17 protein-coding genes are annotated in these 22,032 nt (G+C 42.9%); 7 read left to right on the top strand and 10 right to left on the bottom strand.

Annotated elements, in window-relative coordinates:
- Positions 1 to 3: 3 nt before the first annotated feature.
- The gene (locus FN831_RS15335; RefSeq protein ID WP_142529053.1) at positions 4 to 1,185 is read left to right on the top strand and encodes an AIR synthase related protein; all 1,182 of its coding nucleotides are present in this window, start codon (positions 4 to 6) and stop codon (positions 1,183 to 1,185) included.
- Positions 1,186 to 1,670: 485 nt separating this feature from the next.
- Here FN831_RS15335 and FN831_RS15330 read toward each other — a convergent pair whose 3' ends face one another.
- The 5 genes from FN831_RS15330 to FN831_RS15310 form a co-directional block, all read right to left on the bottom strand.
- Positions 1,671 to 4,844: an efflux RND transporter permease subunit gene (locus FN831_RS15330; RefSeq protein WP_142529052.1), complete on the bottom strand. Its 3,174-nt coding sequence runs from the start codon at positions 4,842 to 4,844 to the stop codon at positions 1,671 to 1,673.
- 22 nt (positions 4,845 to 4,866) lie between these two features.
- Positions 4,867 to 6,036 carry an efflux RND transporter periplasmic adaptor subunit gene (locus FN831_RS15325; RefSeq protein ID WP_142529051.1) on the bottom strand — a complete coding sequence of 390 codons (1,170 nt, stop codon included), beginning with the start codon at positions 6,034 to 6,036 and terminating at the stop codon, positions 4,867 to 4,869.
- 5 nt (positions 6,037 to 6,041) lie between these two features.
- Positions 6,042 to 7,394: a TolC family protein gene (locus FN831_RS15320; protein ID WP_142529050.1), complete on the bottom strand. Its 1,353-nt coding sequence runs from the start codon at positions 7,392 to 7,394 to the stop codon at positions 6,042 to 6,044.
- A 49-nt stretch (positions 7,395 to 7,443) separates the two neighbouring features.
- Entirely contained in the window at positions 7,444 to 8,028 is a 585-nt protein-coding gene (locus FN831_RS15315) for a TetR/AcrR family transcriptional regulator (RefSeq protein ID WP_142529049.1), read from the bottom strand.
- A 219-nt stretch (positions 8,029 to 8,247) separates the two neighbouring features.
- Positions 8,248 to 11,625 carry a TonB-dependent receptor gene (locus FN831_RS15310; RefSeq protein WP_142529048.1) on the bottom strand — a complete coding sequence of 1,126 codons (3,378 nt, stop codon included), beginning with the start codon at positions 11,623 to 11,625 and terminating at the stop codon, positions 8,248 to 8,250.
- Positions 11,626 to 11,959: 334 nt separating this feature from the next.
- On the opposite strand from FN831_RS15310, the gene lpdA reads away from it, so the two are divergent.
- From lpdA to FN831_RS15285, 5 genes are all read left to right on the top strand, one after another.
- A complete protein-coding gene (gene lpdA / locus FN831_RS15305; protein WP_142529047.1) occupies positions 11,960 to 13,348 on the top strand; it encodes a dihydrolipoyl dehydrogenase in 1,389 nt (462 codons plus the stop codon).
- Positions 13,349 to 13,428: 80 nt separating this feature from the next.
- Positions 13,429 to 14,268, top strand: a complete 840-nt coding sequence (locus FN831_RS15300) for an MBL fold metallo-hydrolase (RefSeq protein ID WP_142529046.1) — start codon at positions 13,429 to 13,431, stop codon at positions 14,266 to 14,268.
- A 51-nt stretch (positions 14,269 to 14,319) separates the two neighbouring features.
- The gene (locus FN831_RS15295; protein WP_142529045.1) at positions 14,320 to 15,120 is read left to right on the top strand and encodes a metallophosphoesterase family protein; all 801 of its coding nucleotides are present in this window, start codon (positions 14,320 to 14,322) and stop codon (positions 15,118 to 15,120) included.
- Entirely contained in the window at positions 15,086 to 15,691 is a 606-nt protein-coding gene (locus FN831_RS15290) for a hypothetical protein (protein WP_142529044.1), read from the top strand. The genes FN831_RS15295 and FN831_RS15290 overlap by 35 nt, the downstream gene beginning before the upstream one ends.
- Positions 15,692 to 15,966: 275 nt before the next feature.
- Positions 15,967 to 16,827: a sigma-70 family RNA polymerase sigma factor gene (locus tag FN831_RS15285; protein ID WP_062547391.1), complete on the top strand. Its 861-nt coding sequence runs from the start codon at positions 15,967 to 15,969 to the stop codon at positions 16,825 to 16,827.
- 69 nt (positions 16,828 to 16,896) lie between these two features.
- Here the strand turns inward: FN831_RS15285 and FN831_RS15280 are convergent, their stop codons facing one another.
- Together FN831_RS15280 and FN831_RS27730 are read right to left on the bottom strand one after the other, a co-directional pair.
- The gene (locus FN831_RS15280) at positions 16,897 to 17,685 is read right to left on the bottom strand and encodes a hypothetical protein (RefSeq protein ID WP_142529043.1); all 789 of its coding nucleotides are present in this window, start codon (positions 17,683 to 17,685) and stop codon (positions 16,897 to 16,899) included.
- Between the two features lie 226 nt (positions 17,686 to 17,911).
- Complete coding sequence (locus FN831_RS27730) at positions 17,912 to 18,052, bottom strand: hypothetical protein (RefSeq protein ID WP_185960497.1); 141 nt, start codon at positions 18,050 to 18,052, stop codon at positions 17,912 to 17,914.
- Between the two features lie 151 nt (positions 18,053 to 18,203).
- Between FN831_RS27730 and FN831_RS15275 the strand changes: the two genes are divergently transcribed.
- Positions 18,204 to 19,142, top strand: a complete 939-nt coding sequence (locus FN831_RS15275) for a M20/M25/M40 family metallo-hydrolase (RefSeq protein WP_142529042.1) — start codon at positions 18,204 to 18,206, stop codon at positions 19,140 to 19,142.
- A gap of 91 nt (positions 19,143 to 19,233) precedes the next feature.
- Here FN831_RS15275 and FN831_RS15270 read toward each other — a convergent pair whose 3' ends face one another.
- The 3 genes from FN831_RS15270 to FN831_RS15260 are packed head-to-tail and all read right to left on the bottom strand — an operon-like array spanning position 19,234 to position 22,029.
- The gene (locus FN831_RS15270) at positions 19,234 to 20,895 is read right to left on the bottom strand and encodes a S41 family peptidase (protein ID WP_142529041.1); all 1,662 of its coding nucleotides are present in this window, start codon (positions 20,893 to 20,895) and stop codon (positions 19,234 to 19,236) included.
- A 34-nt stretch (positions 20,896 to 20,929) separates the two neighbouring features.
- Complete coding sequence (locus tag FN831_RS15265; protein ID WP_185960496.1) at positions 20,930 to 21,541, bottom strand: HAD family hydrolase; 612 nt, start codon at positions 21,539 to 21,541, stop codon at positions 20,930 to 20,932.
- Positions 21,541 to 22,029: an ATP-grasp domain-containing protein gene (locus FN831_RS15260; protein WP_142529040.1), complete on the bottom strand. Its 489-nt coding sequence runs from the start codon at positions 22,027 to 22,029 to the stop codon at positions 21,541 to 21,543. The genes FN831_RS15265 and FN831_RS15260 overlap by 1 nt, the downstream gene beginning before the upstream one ends.
- Positions 22,030 to 22,032 lie beyond the last annotated feature (3 nt).

Here is a 22,032-nt window from a genome sequence, read left to right as displayed (position 1 = left end):
AATATGAGTGATAACCGGTACAACCAGCGTGGCGTCTCAGCCTCGAAAGAAGATGTGCACCAAGCCATCAAAAACATAGATAAAGGTATTTTCCCACAAGCTTTTTGCAAGATCATCCCTGATATTCTGGGCAATGATGATGCCTTTTGTAATATCATGCATGCTGATGGTGCAGGTACCAAATCATCGCTCGCTTATGTATACTGGAAAGAAACCGGTGATATCTCTGTGTGGAAAGGTATTGCACAGGATGCAATCATAATGAACCTGGACGACCTGATCTGTGTGGGTGCTACCGATCATATCCTGCTTTCTTCTACCATCGGCAGAAATAAAAACCTGATCACCGGCGAGGTCATCGCTGCCGTGATCAACGGAACTGAAGAAATTCTGGCAGAACTGCGTGAAATGGGCATATCTATCTATTCTACCGGCGGCGAAACTGCCGATGTAGGTGATCTGGTACGTACAATTATTGTAGATTCTACTGTTACCTGCCGTATCAAACGTGAGGATATCATCAGTAACCATCTGATCCAGCCGGGCGATGTGATTGTTGGTTTGTCTTCCTCAGGACAGGCTACCTATGAAACGGAATATAACGGAGGGATGGGCTCTAACGGGCTGACTTCTGCCCGTCATGATGTTTTTGATAAATCTGTTGCAGATACTTATCCTGAAAGTTTTGATCCTGCTGTTCCTTACGACCTGGTATTTTCCGGTGGCAAAAAACTAACAGATAAGATCAGGATCGACGAAAACACCGAGATCACTATCGGAAAACTGGTACTGTCCCCTACCCGTACCTATGCACCTGTCATCAAACAGGTACTGGAAAAACACAGAAAACAAATCCACGGACTTGTGCACTGCAGTGGTGGTGCCCAAACTAAGGTGTTGCATTTCATCAATGAAGATATCCATGTAATCAAAGATAACCTATTGTCTGTTCCGCCGCTTTTTGAGCTCATACAGGAGCAATCAGGCACAGCATGGGAAGAAATGTACAAGGTATTTAATATGGGCCACAGAATGGAGCTATACGTGCCTCAGGAAATTGCTGACAGTATCATTGCGATCTCAAAAAGTTTCAATATCGATGCGCAGATCATTGGCCGCGTAGAAGCTGCTGATCAAAAGCAGGTGACAATTATCAGCGATAAGGGAACTTTCAACTACTTATAAATTTAATTTATTGCATTCTCAGTTCAATGCAATGATTATATTATTTTAAGACGGGTGGAAGACAGTTGAAAGACAGATATGTCCTTCAACTGTCTTCCACCCGTCTTTTAACTTTGCACCAGAAGATAATCGAGTCAAATCCACAGGTGAACTTGATGAATGACTACGCTGGTTTTATCAGGTTGTGTCACTGAAAGACAAGTCATTTTAAATAGTCAGTGGTCGTGTATCAGCCATATACTAGTCGTATAGTAGTCGTATACGGACCTGGCAATACCAATCAAAGAGAAGGCCTATGAACATGTCAATACCTGCCAATAAATGCGAGCAGGCCATGGCGGAACCAGCCAATTTTAGAACAGCACATCACCCTCGCAATACCGACCACCACTGGAAGGATATGCGAACATGACACATAACAAAACAGCCGCACCATAATTAAATGATGCGGCTGTGTTTATTTACCAGGTCAATTGCCCTGCAGATTAATCTGCATGCAATGTACCTTCGTGCTCTTCAGGTTTATAATTTGCCTGCAGCTCTGCAAGTTTTTTCTTGCCATAAGCCAGTTTTGTGATCAGTACAAACAGTACCGGTACAATAAACAGCGCCAGGATCGTTGCTGAGAGCATACCCGCAGCTACCGTCCAGCCAATGGTCTGACGGGATACTGCACCTGCACCTGTAGAGATGATCAGCGGTATAACCCCAAGGATAAAGGCCAGGGAAGTCATGATAATTGGTCTCAACCTTAGTTTAACCGCATCAATGGTCGCAGCGATCAGCTCCATACCCCAGTCCACACGCTCCTTCGCAAACTCTACGATCAGAATCGCGTTTTTCGCGGAAAGACCAATCAGGGTGATCAGACCAACCTGTGCATAAATATTATTATCCAGTTTAGGCAGGAAGATCAGCGCAAGGATCGCACCGAATAAACCTAGCGGTACTGCTAACAGAATGGAGAAAGGTACCGACCAGCTTTCGTACAGCGCTGCAAGCAGCAGGAATACAAAAACAACGATCAGTCCGAAAATCAGGGTTGTACTGTTACCCGCTTCAGTTTCTTCCAAACTCAGTCCGGAGAAGTTATAGGTATATCCCGGTGGCAGTGTTTGTGCAGCAACTTCGCGCAATGCCTGCAAGGCATCACCAGAGCTGCTTCCCGGTTTGGCAGATCCACCGATCTCGATTGATCTGAATAAGTTATAGTGATTGATAATTGCAGCGTTTTCCGCAATATTGGAAGTCACCAAAGTATTGATCGGAACAGGAGTACCCTTATTGTTCTTCACATACAGTTTGCTCATATCCTGGATGCTGCTTCTGAAACTGGTATCAGCCTGCGTTACTACCCTGAAACTACGTCCGTATTTGGTAAAGTCGTTCACATAGCTACTTCCCAGATAAGAGGAGATCGTGCTGTAAACATCACCGATAGAAACACCCATTTTCTTCGCTTTATCACGATCTACGTGGAATTGATAGTTTGGTGTTCTGGCGTTAAACAAGGTATAGGCCATTCCAATTTCAGGACGCTGGTTCGCTGCAGCAAGGAACTTCCCTACCACCCCTTCAAACTTCTTGATATCGCCCGTCTGCTGTTCCTGGATCTGCAGGGTAAAACCACCACTGATACCTAAACCTGGAATCGGAGGCGGAGTTACCGCGATCAGACTACCTTCCTTGTCACCAGCAAACATCGTAGAGACGTCTGTGAGTACACTCTGGATATCATTATCACGCTCATCCCAGTTTTTCAGCTGCACGAAGAACGTACCGGCATTCGATTTGAACGACCTGTTCAGGATGTTGATACCATTGATCGCTGAAATATTTTGTACCTCCGGGTGTTTCTTCTGGATACTGTCAGTAATCCTGTCCATGAAATGGTCAGTCCTGGCCGACGATGAACCCTCAGGAAGCGTAACCCCCATGATAAAGATACCCGCATCCTCTGTTGGAATAAATCCGGAAGGTTTTTTGATGAACAGACCAACTGTACCTACATAGATACAGGCCAGGATGATCATCACCAGTGGTGCTTTTTTCAGCGCCCATTTTACCCCATTGGAATATTTGTCGGTCACTCTTGCAAACCAGGTATTGAATTTATAGAAGAACTTGTTCAATCCCCTGCTGTCTTCATTCAAATTCATTGGTGTGAGCAGCAGCGAACACAATGCAGGTGTAAGAGACAATGCGATAAATGCTGATAACAATACCGAAACCGCAATCGTGATTGCAAACTGCTGATAAAGCAGCCCTACCATACCCGGAATAAATCCTACCGGGATAAATACTGCAGCCAGGATCAGTGCAATCGCAATAACCGGAGCGGTTATATCTGCCATCGCTTTGCGGGTTGCATCAGGTGCAGAAAGGCCTTCATGGTCCATATAGTGCTGAACCGCCTCTACCACAACAATCGCATCATCCACCACAATACCAATCGCGAGGACGAAACCAAACATCGTTAATACGTTGATTGAGAAACCTAAAAGCGTAAAGAGAATAAATGTACCGATGATGGATACAGGAATTGCCAGTACAGGAATCAGGGTTGCCCTCCAGCTTTGCAGGAAGAAGAATACCACGATCGTTACCAGGATCAGTGCCTCTACCAAAGTATGTACCACCTCACTGATGGATACCTTCACAATTGATACTGTTTCGTAACCTACCTTAAAATCCAGATCCTTAGGGAAGTTCTTTTTCAGTTCGGCCATTGCCTTGTCGATACCGTCAGCAGTTTCCACAGCGTTACCGCCCGGAGTCTGATTGATCGCCATCAGGGAAGCTACTTTACCATTTACCTTTGAGGTAGTAGGATAAGAGAATTCACCCAGTTCCACCCTTGCCACATCTTTCAGATAAACAGGTGAACCGTTCTCACTGGTTTTGATCACAATATTTCTGAACTGTTCTTCGGTATTTAAATCACCGTCCATTACAACCGAGAACTCGAAAGTCTGCGCGCTGCTTTGTGGCCTTCCGCCGATGCTACCACCTGGGATACGTGTATTCTGTTCATTAATTGCAGCAGATACGTCAGCCGGCGTTAAACCCAGCCGGCTCATTTTATTGGCATCAAGCCATACGCGCATACTGAAAGGCTGGCCAAAGGCCTGTACATCACCTACACCTTTGATACGCAACAGCGCATCCTTGATATATAAGTTGATATAGTTGGAGATAAATTTCTGGTCGTACGTTCCGTTTGGAGAGTACAAACCGATTACCATCAGGATATCGTTATTTGCTTTTTTGGTAGTAATCCCCAGACGCCTTACCGCTTCCGGTAAACCTGGTTCAGCGATGCCCACCCTGTTCTGCACATCAAGTGCAGCAATATCGATATTGGTACCCACATCAAATGTAACGGTAATCGCAGAACGTCCGTCGGATGTACTGTTGGACTGCAGGTACTTCATTCCCGGCGTACCGTTGATCTGGCTTTCGACCTGTGTGGTTACTGTTTGCTCAACAGTCTGGGCATCCGCACCTGTATAGGTACCAGTAACCGTAACTGTTGGCGGGGCAATACTTGGGTACTGACTGATAGGCAATGTGGTGATCACAATAGCCCCGATCAGTACAATTAATATGGAGATGACGATTGCCGTGACCGGCCGCCTGATAAATACTTCTGATATCATATGCTTGAAAATCTTTTAATAACTATTTTTTTGCTGGTGCTGCTGCTGGTGCGCCGGCTGCCTGATTTGCTTCCTGCGGAGAAACTGCTTTCACAACTGCTCCCGGTCTTACATTCTGTACACCGTCAACCACAATTACTTCCCCTACTTTCAGTCCGCTGGTCACAACTATGTTTTGATCAACCTGTCTGCCAACTTTAATTATTTTTGGAACAGCCTTGCTGCTGTCACCAACGGTAATCACGTTGAACTCTCCCAATTGTTCCGTTACAGCTTTATAAGGGATGACGATTTGATTTCCAATTTCTTTGTTCAGGGCCAATAGGTTTACATTCATACCTGAAACCAGGTTGCCGCCTTCATTTGGATAACTGATCCTCACTTTAATGGTACCCGTAGCAGGGTCAACTGCACGGTCGATCGCAACAATCCTTCCGCGACGTTTGTAGACACTTTTATCAGGCATTTCGATACTGAACAAAGAATCTTTAACAGCAGAAGTACTTTTTTGCAGTTGTACGAAACGTGGGATTTCAGCCTGCGCTACTGCGATGTCAACGGCAATCGGATCGTTTGTAGATACCGTATTCAGGAGCGTAGTTCCCGGAGAAGCCAGAGCACCAAGCTTAACCTGTGAAATACCGATCGTACCTGTTAGCGGAGAAACGATGACAGAACGCTGATAGTCGTTAGCCGATGAAGCCAGTGCAGCCTGTGCAGCAGCTACCTGAGATTCGGCATTGGCCAGATCCGTCAGTGCATAATCCACACGTTGTTTAGCTACCGCTTCCTGTGCAGCAAGTTTGGTATAACGGTCGGCATCTTTTTTTGCTTTATCACGGTTTGCCTTTGCTACCGCTACATCTGCTTTTGCAGCATTGTAAGCCGCAAGATATTTTGTACGGTCAATTTCATATAACTTCTGGCCTTTGGTTACTTTCTGACCATCTTTAATATAGATAGCAGTAATATACCCTCCTACCTGCGGGCGCAGTTCAACCTCGTTTAAGGCTACCACAATACCCGGATAAGTATCAGTAGTTGTTACAGGCTGTTCCGCTACGGTATAGGTACTTACCGGAGTGGCCGGTGGTGGCCCCTGCTGCTGCGCGGCTTTATCGCCGCCGCCGCATGATGCCAGCGTAATGGAACCAAGAATTGCAATGCTTAATTTTATGTAATGTGTGTTCATGTCTGTTATGGATTAACTGTTATGGTACCTAATGCTTGTTTTACGTCGAGTTTTGATGAAAGTAGATTATATAATGAATTCAGGTAATTGATCTGCGCGGTACGAAGATCAGTTTCTGCAGTCATCAGGTCCAGGTAGGTTTTGATACCTTCATCATACTGAAGTTTCATGGTATTGTATACTTGCCTGGAAAGATCGACATTGGATCTGTTGGTGTTCAGATCGTTGCGGTTGGCTTTATAAGTTGCCATTGCCTGCTCATACTGGGTATTGATCTGATTCTTTGTATTCAGCAGGTCGAGGTCAATTCTGCTTTCCTGCAATTTAGACTTTCTGATCTCCTGCGTACGTTTGCCACCAAGAAAGATAGGTACTGCCAGTTTCAATCCTACAACCGATCCCGGGTAGTTGGTATCGTACAAACCATTGATCTTGGCATTCTGATAATTGAAACTGTAATTGTAGAATCCAGAGAGAGATGGCATGTAAGCCAGTTTGTTATAGCTCGTATTGATTCTTTGCAGTTCACGCTGGGTTTGAAGCAGACGGTATTCGACGCGATTCTGGTAAGTCATTCCCGCGGTAGTATCCACATCGATTTCTTTTTCCATCGCATTGTTTTCATAAGAGAGGTTAAATTCTTTATCGGCACTATATCCGATCAGCTCTCTCAGGTACGCATATTTATATTTTAACAGTTCTTCAGTTCTTTTGCGGTCTGCCTTAGAATTGCTCAAACTGATTTGTGCCCTTTGAAAATCAGTCTTGTCAACCAGTCCCGCATCATATTGTGCACTTGCATCCTTCAATTGTTTCTCCAGCCGCGCGATGTTCTCAGCGATGATATTCAATTGTTCTTTGCTGGTAAGCACATCATAAAACGCTTTACTTACATCAACCACCGTATTGATCTTGGTATTCTCGGTATTCTGTTTGTATTGCTGTCTGTAGTACTTTGCAGTTTTTGAAGCCTGGATCAGACCTGCATTTAAGATCTGCTGATCTGCCTGTAACACAAATGATGATGTATTTTTTGCACCTACGGTAATGAGTGACTGCTGACCATTGTTTGTTAAAACAGAGGATTGCTGTTTAAAATTGTGATTGGCAGTTCCGGTACCATTGATTTGTGGCAACCAGCCAGACAGGGCTGATTTGATGTCAGTTTCGCCAATTTCCTCATCAATTAAGGATTGCTTTACTCCCGGCCTGTTGCCGAGCGCATAGTCAATGCAATCCTGAAGTGTAGCGTTGGATAATATTGGCTGCTGCTCTCTGACGGTGGTCTGCGCATACATTGTCCCTGGCAGGAGAAGTGGTATACACAAGAGCAATTTTAGTAAATTGTAGTGTTTCATATATATATTAAAGGGTATTGAGTGTATTAGCTTAATGGTATACTGTATTTTACTGTCTTTTAATTCCGTCCCACACGATGTTTATAATTTCGATCACATCCTCATCTGAAAACGCTGTATGCTGGGACAACTGAATATTCGCTGCGGCAACTAATGTACCCTTTACTGTGGGCGCTAATAATCGGGGATCAATATTCCGGAAATAAGCATTTTCTATGCCATAATTGAAAAACGTATGTACCTTATCTATAAATATCTGGCTGTCGTTGAGAGGGTAGTTTTTTGCATACGGTGAGTTCACATATTGCTCCAGGAACAGCAGGGCGTCCGGGTTGCCGATGTAAAAATTAAACTGGTTGATCATCAGGTTAAAAAACCTGTCTTTATAGGGCATCGCGGCATCGTCATTTGCCAGGATTGCCATAGCCAGCCTGTCTTTCACATAGATATATAATTCAAGGATTAAGGTTTCTTTGGAATCAAAATAATGGTATATGGTACCTGCTGCCACGCCGGCATGTTTGGCGATCATGCTCATGGGCGTACCATGAAAGCCATGCTCTTTGATTAGGGCAAGCGTACTGTTGAGAACAGTCTCCCTTTTTCCGCTGATATCTTCTAATTGAACGTTCATTCGGTAACAAAGAAACAGAAAAAATTTGTTTAACAATATTGTTTAACCCAATATGACAGAAAGCTGATGCGTGTCACAAAGCTGTTAATATTTATCTTAAGGATACAAATTCTGATTTTCATGACCGAAGCCAGAACCCTGAATATTAAAAAAGCCCATCCGGATGACCGGATGGGCTTAGCGTTTCCGCCCCAAAGTTAAATGGGACAGGTATAATGCTTAGTTAAAGTTATAACGAACTCCGAACTGCATGTAATAAGTAGAACTGATACTTTGTGTAGTACCAAAAGTTGACCTTACCACATCACCGTTAACAGGGTTCAGTTTGAATGTTGGAGCTACGTTCTCAGTGATTGCAGCAGTATTTTGTGGTGCAAGAAGTGACTGAGAATTTACGAATTTGTAAACGCCCCATTTCCTGTTCAACAGGTTACCAATGTTAAATACATCCATAGTGAATGAGAATGAGTTTTTGGCTTTGCCAACGTTTCTGAAAACTTCCTGAACCAATCTGAAGTCAAAATTGCTTCTCCATGGAAGGCTGGCACCGTTACGTTTAGCCTGCTCACCTTTGTGTTTGCTCAGATATGGATCCTGATTGATGTAATCCATAAAGATTTGTTTTTGCTCATCAACAGTATAGGTTTTGGTTGGCTGACCTGTAGTAGTAATTACCAGGGGCCCGCTGATTGGCAATTCCGAAGCGTCTCTCGGGATATAGATCAGGTCGTTTCCTGATACACCATCACGGTTGTAGTCACCCACATAAGTGTATGAATAACGTCCCTGTGCACTTCCTTCGTAGATCAACGAGAATGAAGTTGCTAAGTTCTGAAGGTATTCTTTTTTGTAAGATACCGTAGCTACAACCCTGTGCGGTGCTAAGTTACTTGAGGTACTTAACTGAGGATCATTTGGATTTCCGCTTGTTGCAGGAAGAGACCATAAGTTCAGTAACTGGTCACCACCCTGATCACCATAGTTACGTCCTTCAGCTCTTGTATAGGCAGCCATAACCGATAGTCCCTGGCTGAATGATTTTGTCAGTTGTGCTGTTGCAGACCAGTTATAACCGCCTTTTTTGTTGGTCATTTTGATCGCATTCACTACCTGCGTGCCACCTGTAGACGGAACACCTGCGGCAGTTGTATTCACTGCCTGTCTTGCGTTAGCAGTACTGGCAAAGAAAGGACGGCTGTCCGGATATCCGTTGATTGTGGTAAAGATTGGATCTTTAAGGTTCACGTTAACCGCTGTTGCAGCGTAAAGGTCTTTACCATAAATACCTTCCAAAGTACCTACAACTCCCCATGGCAACTGTACATCAACTGCTAAACTTGATTTCCATACCTGCGGGAATCTCAGGTCCTTAGACAATGCACTGATCGTACCCGGGATAGTAGTTCCTACGGCACCTTTTGCAGTTGTCAGATTTGGCGCAATGCTCGGGCTGAAAAAAGGAGCATTTGCACCAGTGTAGGTCTGAGTGTACTGTAGTAAACCAGCATCTCCTGATTGTGAAACGATCCATACAAATGGAATCCTTCCGGTAAAGATACCCGAACCACCACGAACCTGTAAAGTGCGGTCACCTTTAACATCCCAGTTGAAACCGAATCTTGGAGAGAAGTTAAATCTCGGTTCAGGAAGCTCACCAGTATTAATTTTCTGACCGTTTGCGAATGTTTGCTCAGCAATCAGAGGGTGAGTTCTGATTTCAGACACATCAGGATAAGTAGCTCTTTCCACACGTAAACCCGCAGTCAGTTTAAAGCGGTCAGAAATGCTGAACTCATCCTGAAGATATGCAGAATATTGTGCAAATTTAAAGCTTGGGAAAGCCTGTGAACCATCATCCGTTAACGGATAGGTTACAGTATATTGTAATGGTTTAACTGTTGCACGGTTAAGGAAATCATCCCATGTCCTGAACGTATAGAAACCCGTTCCGAAACGTTGGAAACCATTTTTAGTGGTGCTGTATTCAGCCTGTGCACCTAAAGTGATGTTATGTTTACCCAATGCGATGCTTAGATCGTCACTGTAGGTATATGTTTCCACATCTCTTAAGTTACCATAACTGAATGGTTCGTAACCAAAGGTTGTCAGCACACTTCCAAGATTTGAATTACTTGTTGGTTTACCATCAAGAATATCTACCAAAGGGAATGGGGAGCTATCCGTTGTTCTTGGGTCATTCTGGTGAGAGTAAGTAGCGCGGGCAACGTTAGTAATCTTGCTGCCGAATGATGAGTTTAACTCAGCTACTCCCGAATACAGGTTTTGTGCCTGATAATAATTAGAGTTAGAGAAAGGGATTCCTGCGTTCAATGCTGTACCTGACCTTGCATTCACGTAAGCAAAATTGGTAACAGAACCAATTGCCGATCCGCTTGTAGAAGTACTGGCTAAACTTGGAGTTTTGCTTTCCACTCTATTGTAACGAACACTGAAACGGTGGTTATTGTTGATGTTCCAGTCTAACCTTGCAAAGATTTTTTCATTTGTACTGATATTGCTGTATCCCTGGTATACACCTGGATCATAACCTAGGTTGGTTCTCAGATAGGATTGTACCTCATTAAGAAACGATGAAGTAGCCTGTACAACGGTACTAGGAGTTCCCGGTGCACCATATGCCAGTCCCGGAGTTGAAGCGATCCTGCTTGATCCCGGCTGTGTGATATTCTTTTTCTCGTAGTTTACAAAGAAAAACAACTTGTTTTTGATGATCGGTCCACCTAAGCTGAAACCAAAGTTCTTCTCATCATAAGGCTGAACCAGGGCATCAGTAAGTCTGAAATCACCGATTCTTCTTCCTTGCATATCATCGTTACGCATGGTGTAGAAAGCACCTCCGGTAAAGTCATTTGTACCAGATCTTGTTACTGCAGTAACCGAACCTCCTGTGAAACCCGATTGACGAACGTCATATGGGGTAACATTCACAGAAATCTGCTCCAATGCATCGATAGAAATTGGAGAACCACCTGCAGGAATGTTTGTTCCAATACCAAACTGGTTGTTGAAGTTTGCACCATCCACAGTAAAGTTATTTGAACGGTAGTTACCGCCACCAATACTTGTTCCGTTAGATTGTGGTGTTAAACGTGTAATATCGTTTACACTTCTTGAAATTGCAGGAAGGCTCTGGATTTGTTGTCTTGTAATTACTGTAGAAGTTCCGTTTCTGTTGGAATTCATTACAGAGTTTTTGTTTACTCCAACAACTTTAACTTCACTTAAGTTAGAGGCATTATCCGACAATGTTAAGTTCAAAACATAAGGCTCGCCTAATTTAAGGTTTACACCTTCTATTTTCTGAGGAGCAAATCCAACGAAGCTTACTTCGATAGTATAAGGACCACCTACACGCATACCACCGATAGTGAAACGGCCATCTGCATTAGTAGTTACTCCATAAATAGTTCCTGTAGGTGTGTGAACGGCTTTGACACTTGCACCTGGCAACGCAGCCTGAGGATCTTTTATAGTACCGGTCATAGATGATGTAGTAACCTGAGCATTTGCGGAGAAGATAATCCCAACAAAAGCAAAAACGAGAACTACAAATTTAAAAAGTAGAGTTTTTTGCATACGTTTTGACGTAAAAGTTATAAGTAATGTGCCCGGAGCACTTAAATAGTTAATTGCCAGCAAAAATATATATTAAAATTCCAATTTAATGTGTTCCAATGTTAAGAAATCATTAAGCACACACATTATTTTTCCACATTTAACAATAATAACATAGCCTTAACTGGCAGTTGACCAGTTATTTATTTACTAGAATAGCGATAGGCCATTTCCTATGCTTCAAATTATTACTATTCATTTACAGAAAACATCGCTACAAAAATCTTATTCGCAGTTTTAATGAACATTTTTTTTAATTTTGGGCTTTACTTAGTTAATTCCCATTTAATAAGATATGAACTACGATGTAATTATAATAGGTAGCGGTCCCGGCGGATACGTTGCTGCAATCAGAGCGTCACAGTTAGGTTTAAAGACTGCAATTGTTGAGCGTGAATCATTAGGAGGAATCTGCCTTAACTGGGGCTGTATTCCAACAAAAGCATTGTTGAAAAGTGCACAGGTATTTGAATACATTAATCACTCTGCTGATTATGGTATCACTACTGCCGGTGCTGATGTAGACTTTGCTGCAGTGATCAAACGCAGCCGCGGTGTGGCAGACGGAATGAGCAAAGGCGTACAATTCTTAATGAAAAAAAATAAGATTGACGTGATCATGGGAACTGGTAAAGTTAAACCAGGAAACAAAGTAGAGGTTAAAGGCGCTGATGGTACCACACAGGAACATACAGCAAAAAATATCATCGTTGCTACAGGCGGCCGTTCTAAAGAACTGCCAAGTGTAAAACAGGATGGCAAAAAAATCATCGGTTACAGACAGGCAATGGTTCTGCCTGAATTGCCTAAATCTATGCTTGTTGTAGGTTCTGGTGCTATAGGTGTAGAATTCGCATATTTCTATGCAACTATGGGAACTAAAGTAACCGTAGTAGAATTCCTGGACAATATTGTTCCGGTAGAAGATGAAGACATCTCCAAACAATTACTGCGCAGCTTTAAGAAGGTTGGTATCGAAGTAATGACTTCTTCAAGCGTTGAATCTGTTGATACTTCGGGCAGCGGATGTAAGGTACAGGTGAAAACAGCATCGGGCATGCAAACGATCGAATGTGATATCGTTCTTTCTGCTGCCGGTGTAGTTGCCAACATCGAAAATCTTGGTTTAGAAGAAACAGGTATCAAAACTGAAAAAGGCAAAGTAGTGGTAGACGAGTTCTACAACACAACTGTAAAAGGTTATTATGCCATTGGTGATATCGTTAGCGGACAAGCCCTGGCGCACGTTGCTTCTGCAGAAGGAATTATTTGTGTAGAGAAAATCGCAGGCCATAGTCCTGAGCCATTGGATTACAATAACATCCCGGGATGTACTTACTGTACACCTGAAATCGCTTCTGTAGGCTATACTGAAAAAGCTGCAAAAGCTGCAGGTTATGAGCTAAAGATCGGTAAGTTCCCTTTCTCTGCTTCAGGTAAGGCAAGTGCCGCAGGTGCAAAAGACGGTTTTGTAAAATTAATCTTTGATGCAAAATACGGAGAGTTGTTAGGCGCACACATGATTGGTTTCAACGTTACTGAAATGATCGCTGAAATTGTAGTTGCCCGCAAACTGGAAACTACAGGCCATGAGATCATCAAGTCTGTTCACCCCCACCCTACCATGAGTGAGGCGATTATGGAAGCTGCTGCTGATGCGTACGGAGAAGTAATCCACTTGTAATCCACAGAACAAATAATATCTAAAACCCGCTGATAACTCAGCGGGTTTTTTAATTTTACGGGCAATCAAAATCCGCATATATGATTTTACATACAATAGAAACCGGGCTTTTTAAACTTGACGGCGGCGCCATGTTTGGCGTAGTCCCTAAATCCATATGGCAAAAGAGCAATCCTGCCGATGAGAATAATCTGTGTACGTGGGCCATGCGCTGTCTGCTGGTTGAGGAAGGCAACCGCCTGATTTTGGTAGATACCGGCATTGGCAACAAACTGGGCGAGAAAATGCTCAGCCACCTTTTTCTTCATGGGGATGATACTCTTGAAAAGTCCCTGGCCGCAAAAGGATTCAGTACTGATGACATAACCGATGTGTTCCTAACACACCTGCACTTTGATCACGTAGGTGGCGCGGTTGTGCGCCAGGGCGATCAGCTGCTCCCGGCTTTTAAAAACGCGGCCTACTGGAGCAACGAAAAACACTGGGACTGGGCGGTACATCCAAACGTGAGGGAAAAACCATCGTTCCTGACTGAAAACATAATTCCTATCCGGGAAAGCGGACAGCTCAGGTTTATTGACACCCGGCAACAGATAGAATTTTTACCTGATTTCAATGTACGTTTTGCATTCGGGCATACCGATGCCATGATGCTGCCTCAGTTGAAATACAAAGGCCGCACGATCATCTATGCAGCTGATTTACTGCCATCTACAGGGCACATTCCCCTACCTTATGTAATGTCTTATGATATGTTTCCGATGCAAACTTTAACAGAGAAAAAGGAAATCCTGGAAGAAGCAGCGGCAAATGAATATATCTTTTACCTCGAACATGATCCCCTAAATGAATGCTGTACGGTGGAACAAACAGAAAAAGGAATTAAATTAAAGAATATCTTTAAATTGTCAGATTTATAATACGGCCAGGGTTGCGATAAACATTTTATATTTTCCCGCGTTTAAAATTCAATGCGAAATTATAAATTACTCTATTTGCTGCCACTTTTTCTATTTGGCTGCGGTGCGGCTGAATTTAGCCCCAATCAAAAATTTGACTCCGACTCTCCGGAAAATGTGAATGCCACACAGATTACTGCCCTGAGCAGGAAAACTCCAGGTGCAGTCATCAGAATTGCTGTTTCAAGTGATACACATACTGACTATGAGGACAGCCGGGCCTTTGTAAATTATGTCAATACTCAGGGAGGGTTCGACTTCGTCATGCTCAATGGCGATATCACAAACTTTGGGTTGCTGACTGAGTTTGAGGGCATCTATAAGATCTATGCCAAACTCAATACACCATTTATTACGGTAGTTGGGAACCATGATGAAAATGCTGAGGGAAATCACGTCTTCCGCCGGATGTTTGGCGAGCAGAATTTCACCTTCAGTTACGGCGGTATCAAATTTGTTTGCCACGATTCCAACAGCAGGGAACATACTTTTGATCATACCACACCTGATCTGGGCTGGCTGCAGCAAAATCTCACACAGGACGCAGACAACAAGTTTATCGTAGGATTTTCACATGTCCCTCCTATTGATGCCGACTTTGACCAGGACCTCAGACTGAAGTATGAAGAGCTCTTCAACAGTACGCCCGGCGTACTGGCTTCAGTGCATTCGCACCGTCATTCGGCCGATTCAATTTACAGGGCCAAGGGAGCCGGCATTCCATTTATCATCACCAATACTATACTCAACAGAACCTTTACAGTTATCGAAATCACTAATGGTAAACTTAGCACGCACCCCGTTACTTTTTAGCCTGATCATCATCCTGGGCTGCTGCACGTTAGGCCTTAAGGCACAAAATAAATTTCTCAAAGCAATTACGCCCGATCAGGCCATTCTGCAATATGCAGGCAGTATTGGCTATCTGAGCGCAGGTATAGGCTACGATTTCTTCAAAGAGAAGAGCTCCCTAAGCTTCCTTTATGGTTACGTGCCTAAAAACAAAGGCGGCGAGCTGGATATCGCTGCCGTCAAATTTGATTACAAGCCCTTTAAGGTAAAAATAGGCAATCAGCTGGTCTGGCACCCCATTAATCCTGTAGCCTTTGTTTCCTATACTTTCGGGCAGGAATTTGGCTTTGAATTTGATTCAAACGTATATGCAGACGGATATTATTTCTGGTCGCCCGCTTTACGTGAACACCTGGGAGTAACTTCAGAATTAAAGATCCTTGGAGACGGAAGTACCAAAATCAGATCAATCAGCCTGTATGCAGAAGCGAACACTAACGACCTTTATGCCATTAACTGGTACCATGACAGGAAAGGGATCGCTTTTACAGACATATTCCGTCTCGGATTTGGTTTAAAGGTGAATTTTTAAAATATATGTGTTAACTGCATCTGCCGAATCCAGGATAACAAAAAAAACGTAATATATTATAAAACAACTATTTATTATTGATTAATAATAAAAAAAAGATAAATATAAGTATATAACAGCACGCATGACAAAAGGACTTTGGAATAATTTTTGCTGTTTAACTATTCTATAATCAAGCATTGTAAAGTGTAACGTTTTCAGGAATTTATGACTTAAATTGCCTTTTAATCCTTACTTTTGCACGTTCAATACATAACGAGTACCAAAGCACATAAATGAGACAACTCAAAATCACCCAATCCATAACCAATCGCGAGAGTCAATCTCTAGACAAATATCTTCATGAGATTGGTAAAGTAGATTTAATCACCGCAGAAGAGGAAGTAATACTGGCCAGAAAGATACGCGAAGGTGACCAGGCTGCTTTAGAACGCCTAACAAAAACGAATTTACGTTTTGTGGTGTCGGTGGCAAAGCAGTACCAGAATCAGGGACTGACTTTAGGTGATTTAATTAATGAGGGTAATCTCGGTTTGATTAAAGCGGCAAAACGTTTTGACGAAACTAAAGGTTTCAAATTCATCTCTTATGCTGTATGGTGGATCCGTCAGTCGATACTACAGGCAATTGCAGAGCAAAGCCGTATCGTACGTTTGCCTTTAAACCAGGTTGGTTCACTGAGCAAAATCAGTAAAGCATTCTCCAAGCTTGAGCAGGAATTTGAACGCGAGCCTTCTCCGGAAGAGTTAGCAGATATCCTTGAGACAACTGTAGATAAAATATCAGATACTTTAAGCAACTCAGGAAGACACGTATCAATGGATGCTCCATTTGTACAGGGAGAAGAAAATACGCTCCTTGACGTTCTGGAAAACCATGAGCCTAATACAGACAGCAGCCTGATCAATGAGTCTCTTTCTGAAGAAATCAAACGGTCACTGTCTACTTTAACAGAACGTGAAAGAGAAATCATCGTATTGTTCTTTGGCCTGAGCACAAATCATCCGCTTTCACTTGAAGAGATTGGTGAGAAATTTAACCTGACACGTGAGCGTGTTCGTCAGATTAAAGACAAGGCGCTGCAACGTTTGCGCCATACTTCAAGAAGCAAAATATTAAAATCATATTTAGGCTAGTTTACCAGCCTTTATCTTTTTATAAAACGCGGCTGTCAATTCATTTTGACAGCCGCGTTGTTTTTTACGCTATCCCGGAAATTCCACATCTGTTCTTGTCCAGAAACGGCCATCAACATCCTTCTGGTACTCGCCCTCGGTGTGGTATGCACCACAGATCACTGCAGGACTAAACTTCTTGTCCTTCAACAGCTTCCATCCAGCCTCATCAATCGTTGAGTAATCCATAAATAATGTCAGTGTGCACAGACAGCCCGCAGGAAGCTTAAAGCTAAAAGTGTGGGGAGCTGTCATTTCATTTGCTTTCTCTACAACGATACTCTGTACCTCTGCCCTGCGGATCATCTTCTGGTCTTTCAGCCTGAACAAAGACAGCGCGGCAGTGATTTTGCACTTGAAACTCCTTAAGGGGAATTTGAAATCTTGCAGAAGCGGCTGCTCAAGCGTCAGACTAAGTACATCACCGTTTAAAATGCCCAGCGGATTTTCCTGCAGCAGGTTGATTACTTTAGATTTCGAGTTAAATTCCAATTGCTGCAGCCGTGAAAAGCTGTGAAGATCAAACTTGTAATCTCCTGTTTCCGGATCACAACAGTCTTTCAAAATCGGATACATCCGGCCGGTCAAACCATTAATGATATCATTGCCGAATAACCCTGCGTATTGACCGGAAACTGATTCCCGGAGCAATCTGCTCAGGGATGCAGCTTTGCCGAATACCGTTGAGGCTTTCTTTGTTGCACGGCTTTGTTTCATGGTTCCCGGGGCTACTGCTTTGGATACAAGCTGCTCACCGTTTCTAACACTAAATTTCAGAGGGCCCAATACGCCCGATAAAAAATTCTTTTTTGCTTTCATAATACATTGTTTTTTAAGTATATACAAATATAATACGTAAATGAAGGATTGCATCCAGCTATTTTAGCTATTGCAAACATTCACATTGATATATGTAAATTATTTCAATACATGTAATAAAAATTACTTATTTTATTGCTGTCAGCAATAAATAGACTTGGTCCTGAGCTTGTTTTGACTTTGATCGTAGTTTGTTTTGGGCAATACCACTCCCGAAACATTACATCTACACCTCCAGAGCACCAGGATATACGTCATGGTGCTCTGGAGGTGCAGTTGTAGTGCTGTTCTGGTGCAGTTGTCCAAACCAAACTACGATCAAACTACGGTGCAACTCCGGAGAAAGATTATAATTATGCGGCTCCATGATGAGGGGTATTGCAGAAAATTTTAGGTTTATAGATCAGGTACATACACTAGCAAATTTAATTTTTCCATTTGTCCCTTGATGTGTCATTAATTTGTAATATATTAGGCTTTACGTAATACACTAAAGCTGTACTAAAACACCTATTGCTATGAAATTATATTTACTCCTGCCTCTGGTTGCGACATTGGGTTGCAATGCGGTAAAAACATCTAATCTCCCGGCGCACTCAGATCAATTATTAAAAGACGTTCAAACGCTTTCTTCAGACACGTTTGAAGGCAGAAAAACAGGAACCAAAGGCGCCGAACTGGCTAGAAATTATATCAGTAAGCGCTTTAAGGAGATTGGCTTAAAATCTTTCCCCCTGCTGAACACTTACCAGCAGCCCTTTTCTTTTTCAGGTATAGATGACCCAAAAATTCAGGGGAAAAATATAATCGGATACCTGCCCGGCTCCAGCAGCAAGGTGATTGTAATCTCAGCTCATTACGATCATCTGGGTGTAATCAATGGCAAGATCTTTAATGGTGCCGATGATAATGCATCCGGAGTAGCCGGCATGTTAAAAATAGCAGCGCATTTTGCCAAAAGCAAACCAAATTACACGCTGATCTTTGCAGCATTTGATGCCGAAGAATTTGGCAGGAAGGGTTCAGAGTACTTTGTGAACCATCTTCCTATCGATATTAAAAGGATTAAGCTGAATATCAACCTGGATATGATCAGTCATAATGATAAGGGGGAGCTTTATGCTACGGGTACCTACAAAAATCCGCAGCTCAGAAATTATATCGTAACCACAAATCCCGACCTGAAAATTCTTTTTGGCCATGACAACCCAAAATTAGGGGTTGACGACTGGACGGAACAAAGCGACCAGGCAGCCTTCAATAACAAGAATATTCCATTCGTCTATTTTGGCGTGGAAGATCACAAGGATTACCATAAATCCACTGATACGTTTGAGAATATCAATCAGGAATTCTTTATCAATGCAGCAAACAGTATTCTGGAGATTACTGATAACTTTGATAAAGACCGTACAATCCAGAAGGTGTTTAAGGAGAAACTGCAGTCGAGGAGATAGCAGGCGTTTAATCGCCGTAAAACAAAGATGCCCGTCAGGTTTACAGCTGACGGGCATCTTTGTTTTAAATTCAGAGGGCTATGGCTGCCCCTTATTTCTTTACCGTGCGCCGTTTCTCTATCATCCCGGTAAATTCGCTGTTTGGATTGACAGGCCTTGTACCGGTAAAATCCGTAGCAGCTGCGCGGGCAGTTCTGTCGGCAACAGCACTTGAAGCACTCTGGCTTGTTGAACCGGGAGCGATGATCGTTAATGCAGCAGATAATAAAGATTCATTTTCATTTCCAAACGGATAGTATGAAGGATCGCTAACGGCCTGGTCAGGAACCATTCCGGTATAATATTTACCCTCACCTTTTGAGTTGACTGTTTCAAACAAAGGCATGAAGACCTCATAACGGTTCTCCAGGGTAATCGGAAAAAAGCCTACTGGTTTTCCATAAGTAGTGGCGCCCACGAGTTTCACCGTCACATAAGGTTTAAGCGAGTTGATCAGCAGTTCACTTGCAGAGGCAGTGCTCCCGCTTACCAGGAATACTACATTAGTCACTGTATTCAGCGAGCCTTTCTTTGAAAATTTCGTGATGTTATCCGCGCTTGTTGCAGAATAATCCTGATCACCATAGGTGTAAAAAGCTCCACTGCTTCCACTCTTGTACTGTAACTTTCCTGCAGCGGTAAGCAATGGCTGATGCTGCAGAATTGTTGCCTGCTTGTTCTGCATCGTTGTATTATAAATTTCTGTGAACATCACTCCGTTACCAACACTCGATGGTGCAATCAGGTTAGCCAGATACTCAGCAGTGTTGATATACCCTCCGCCATTGTAGCGTAAATCAACAACCATATCTGTCACCCCTGCCGCACTGAAACTTGCGAATACCGGATCAAGATTGGCATCCGTTCCACCGCTTAAGTTGGTCAGTGTAGAAAAACGGGCAAATGCCAGGTAGCCTATTTTTTTACCCGATCTTGTGATTACAGATGAAGTGTAGACAGGACTGCTTTTATAGGAGGTTTTGGTTAATGTTACGCTGAATGCAGCTTTCGTAATATAATTTATACCCTCGATTTTTACTGATGAACCTGCTAAAGAATTCACGATTGCAGCATTTTCTGATGAATAGTTGGTACCTGCAATTGCAACGTCATTGATTTTTTGAATTTGCCAGCCGCGCTGAACACCATTGGTTGCTGCCGATGATCCGGGATATACTGCGGTGATCATTAATCTGAAACTGCCAGATGTACCGCTCGCGCTCGTGAGATAAAAGATAGGTCTTATGCCAATATCAAAGCCATTGCCTTCTGTATCTACACTTGCCTTGTTATTTACATTGGCAGTAGCATCCGGATTATTTTGGGTAATGTCATTAATGTAAGAATACTTTGGATAACCGTCGCCATAATATTCATAAGCTACACCAGTAGTAGGATCTTTCTTTAACTGACTGATCGCATACAGCTCGTCATCATAATTATCCAGATCAAGCGTCTTGGCTGAATATTGCCTTGGATTGAACACGCTGTACTCAGGCAATGCATCATTCCAGAAATAGATCTGCTTTGCATAGAGAAAGATTGAATCAAGCGTGAGCTGTTTGCGTGAACCTGTGGTTGGTACGGTTGTGGTACCAGTCGTGGTGGTAGTATTTTCGTCGGAATTGTTTTTCTTACAGGCCGCCAAACCGCCCAGGAAAAGTATACAGACAGAAAAAATACTAAATCGTTTTTTAGTAAAAAGCTTCTTCATAGGTATGTGATATAGAGTGCTGGTAATTACGCAATTAAGTTACAGAAAGATTGTTGTTAGTAACAAACCTTAAAGTGTTAAAATATGCTAAATCTGCAGCGTCTTTTGGCTTGCCTACAATCAGTAAATCTTCTTTCTGAAGATCATTTTCGGCGCAAATTTTCTCTATACCGCCCTGGTATCCCTGATCCATTTCTTCCACGAAATACACCTTTAAATATCTTTCAAGGCCATTCCACTCCATTTGCCTGATCTTATTGAGCTGTTCAGCAGGCTTTCCCTCCACCAGCAAAAACACAGGTTTACCGGCGTCCTGTATGGCCTGGATAAACTTCAGCACAGGCGCAAAAAGCAACAATCTCAAGGGTAAGCGCGCATTTTCCTGCAGCAAATTAAAATTAATATGATACTTTTCTGGCAATTGAAATTGTGCTGCAGTTTTTTCGAAAATCCCGGCGCGGCCTTCAAGGCGGTAAGCCTCTTCCATAAAACGGATGATTCCATTCGCATCTATCTGCTCTCCGTATTCAATAAATTGTGCAAACAGGTAGTATACCTGCAGCCAGTAATCTTTTGCCGGATACAATACATCGTCGAGCTCAAACACAAAGGCTTTGTTGTCCTTTATATAATCCTGATGTTTCATTACGAAATGGTAAATAAGGTGTACTTTAATCCTTCAGTTGTCTGATCGATATAAAATACTCCGTTTAATCCTTCATGATATCCCGCAGCAATCTCCGGAACGGAGGCATAGATCAGTTCACCTTTATCATATACTGCCCAGCTTTGCAGATTAACTGCACCGGTGAGCGGGTATTGCTCAAAGGTTACCAGATCGGGAAGCAATACATGGATATTGAATTCTTCAAATAATACTGCTGATTTCACCACCGCTTCAAGTTCAAAGGCATACAATGGCAATAAACGCTGCGCATCCTGATCAAGACAGGCATTCAGCAGATTATGCGCTGTAGTATCTTCATTTCTTCCACCAAGGCTTACAAACTGATATTGCGCAGAGGAAAAAGAAGGTGCCTCGCCATAATCAGCCAGAAGAACCTGGTCTGCGGTAAAGGCTTTTAATAGTTTTAGTGCCTGGGAGGATTTCCCCCCGGTTATTAATGTTTTCAAATC

Source organism: Pedobacter westerhofensis, assembly GCF_900182595.1.
GTDB classification, from domain to species: Bacteria; Bacteroidota; Bacteroidia; order Sphingobacteriales; family Sphingobacteriaceae; genus Pedobacter; species Pedobacter westerhofensis.
Note: the sequence above shows the minus strand (reverse complement) of the source record. Positions and strands in the feature narration are given on the sequence as shown.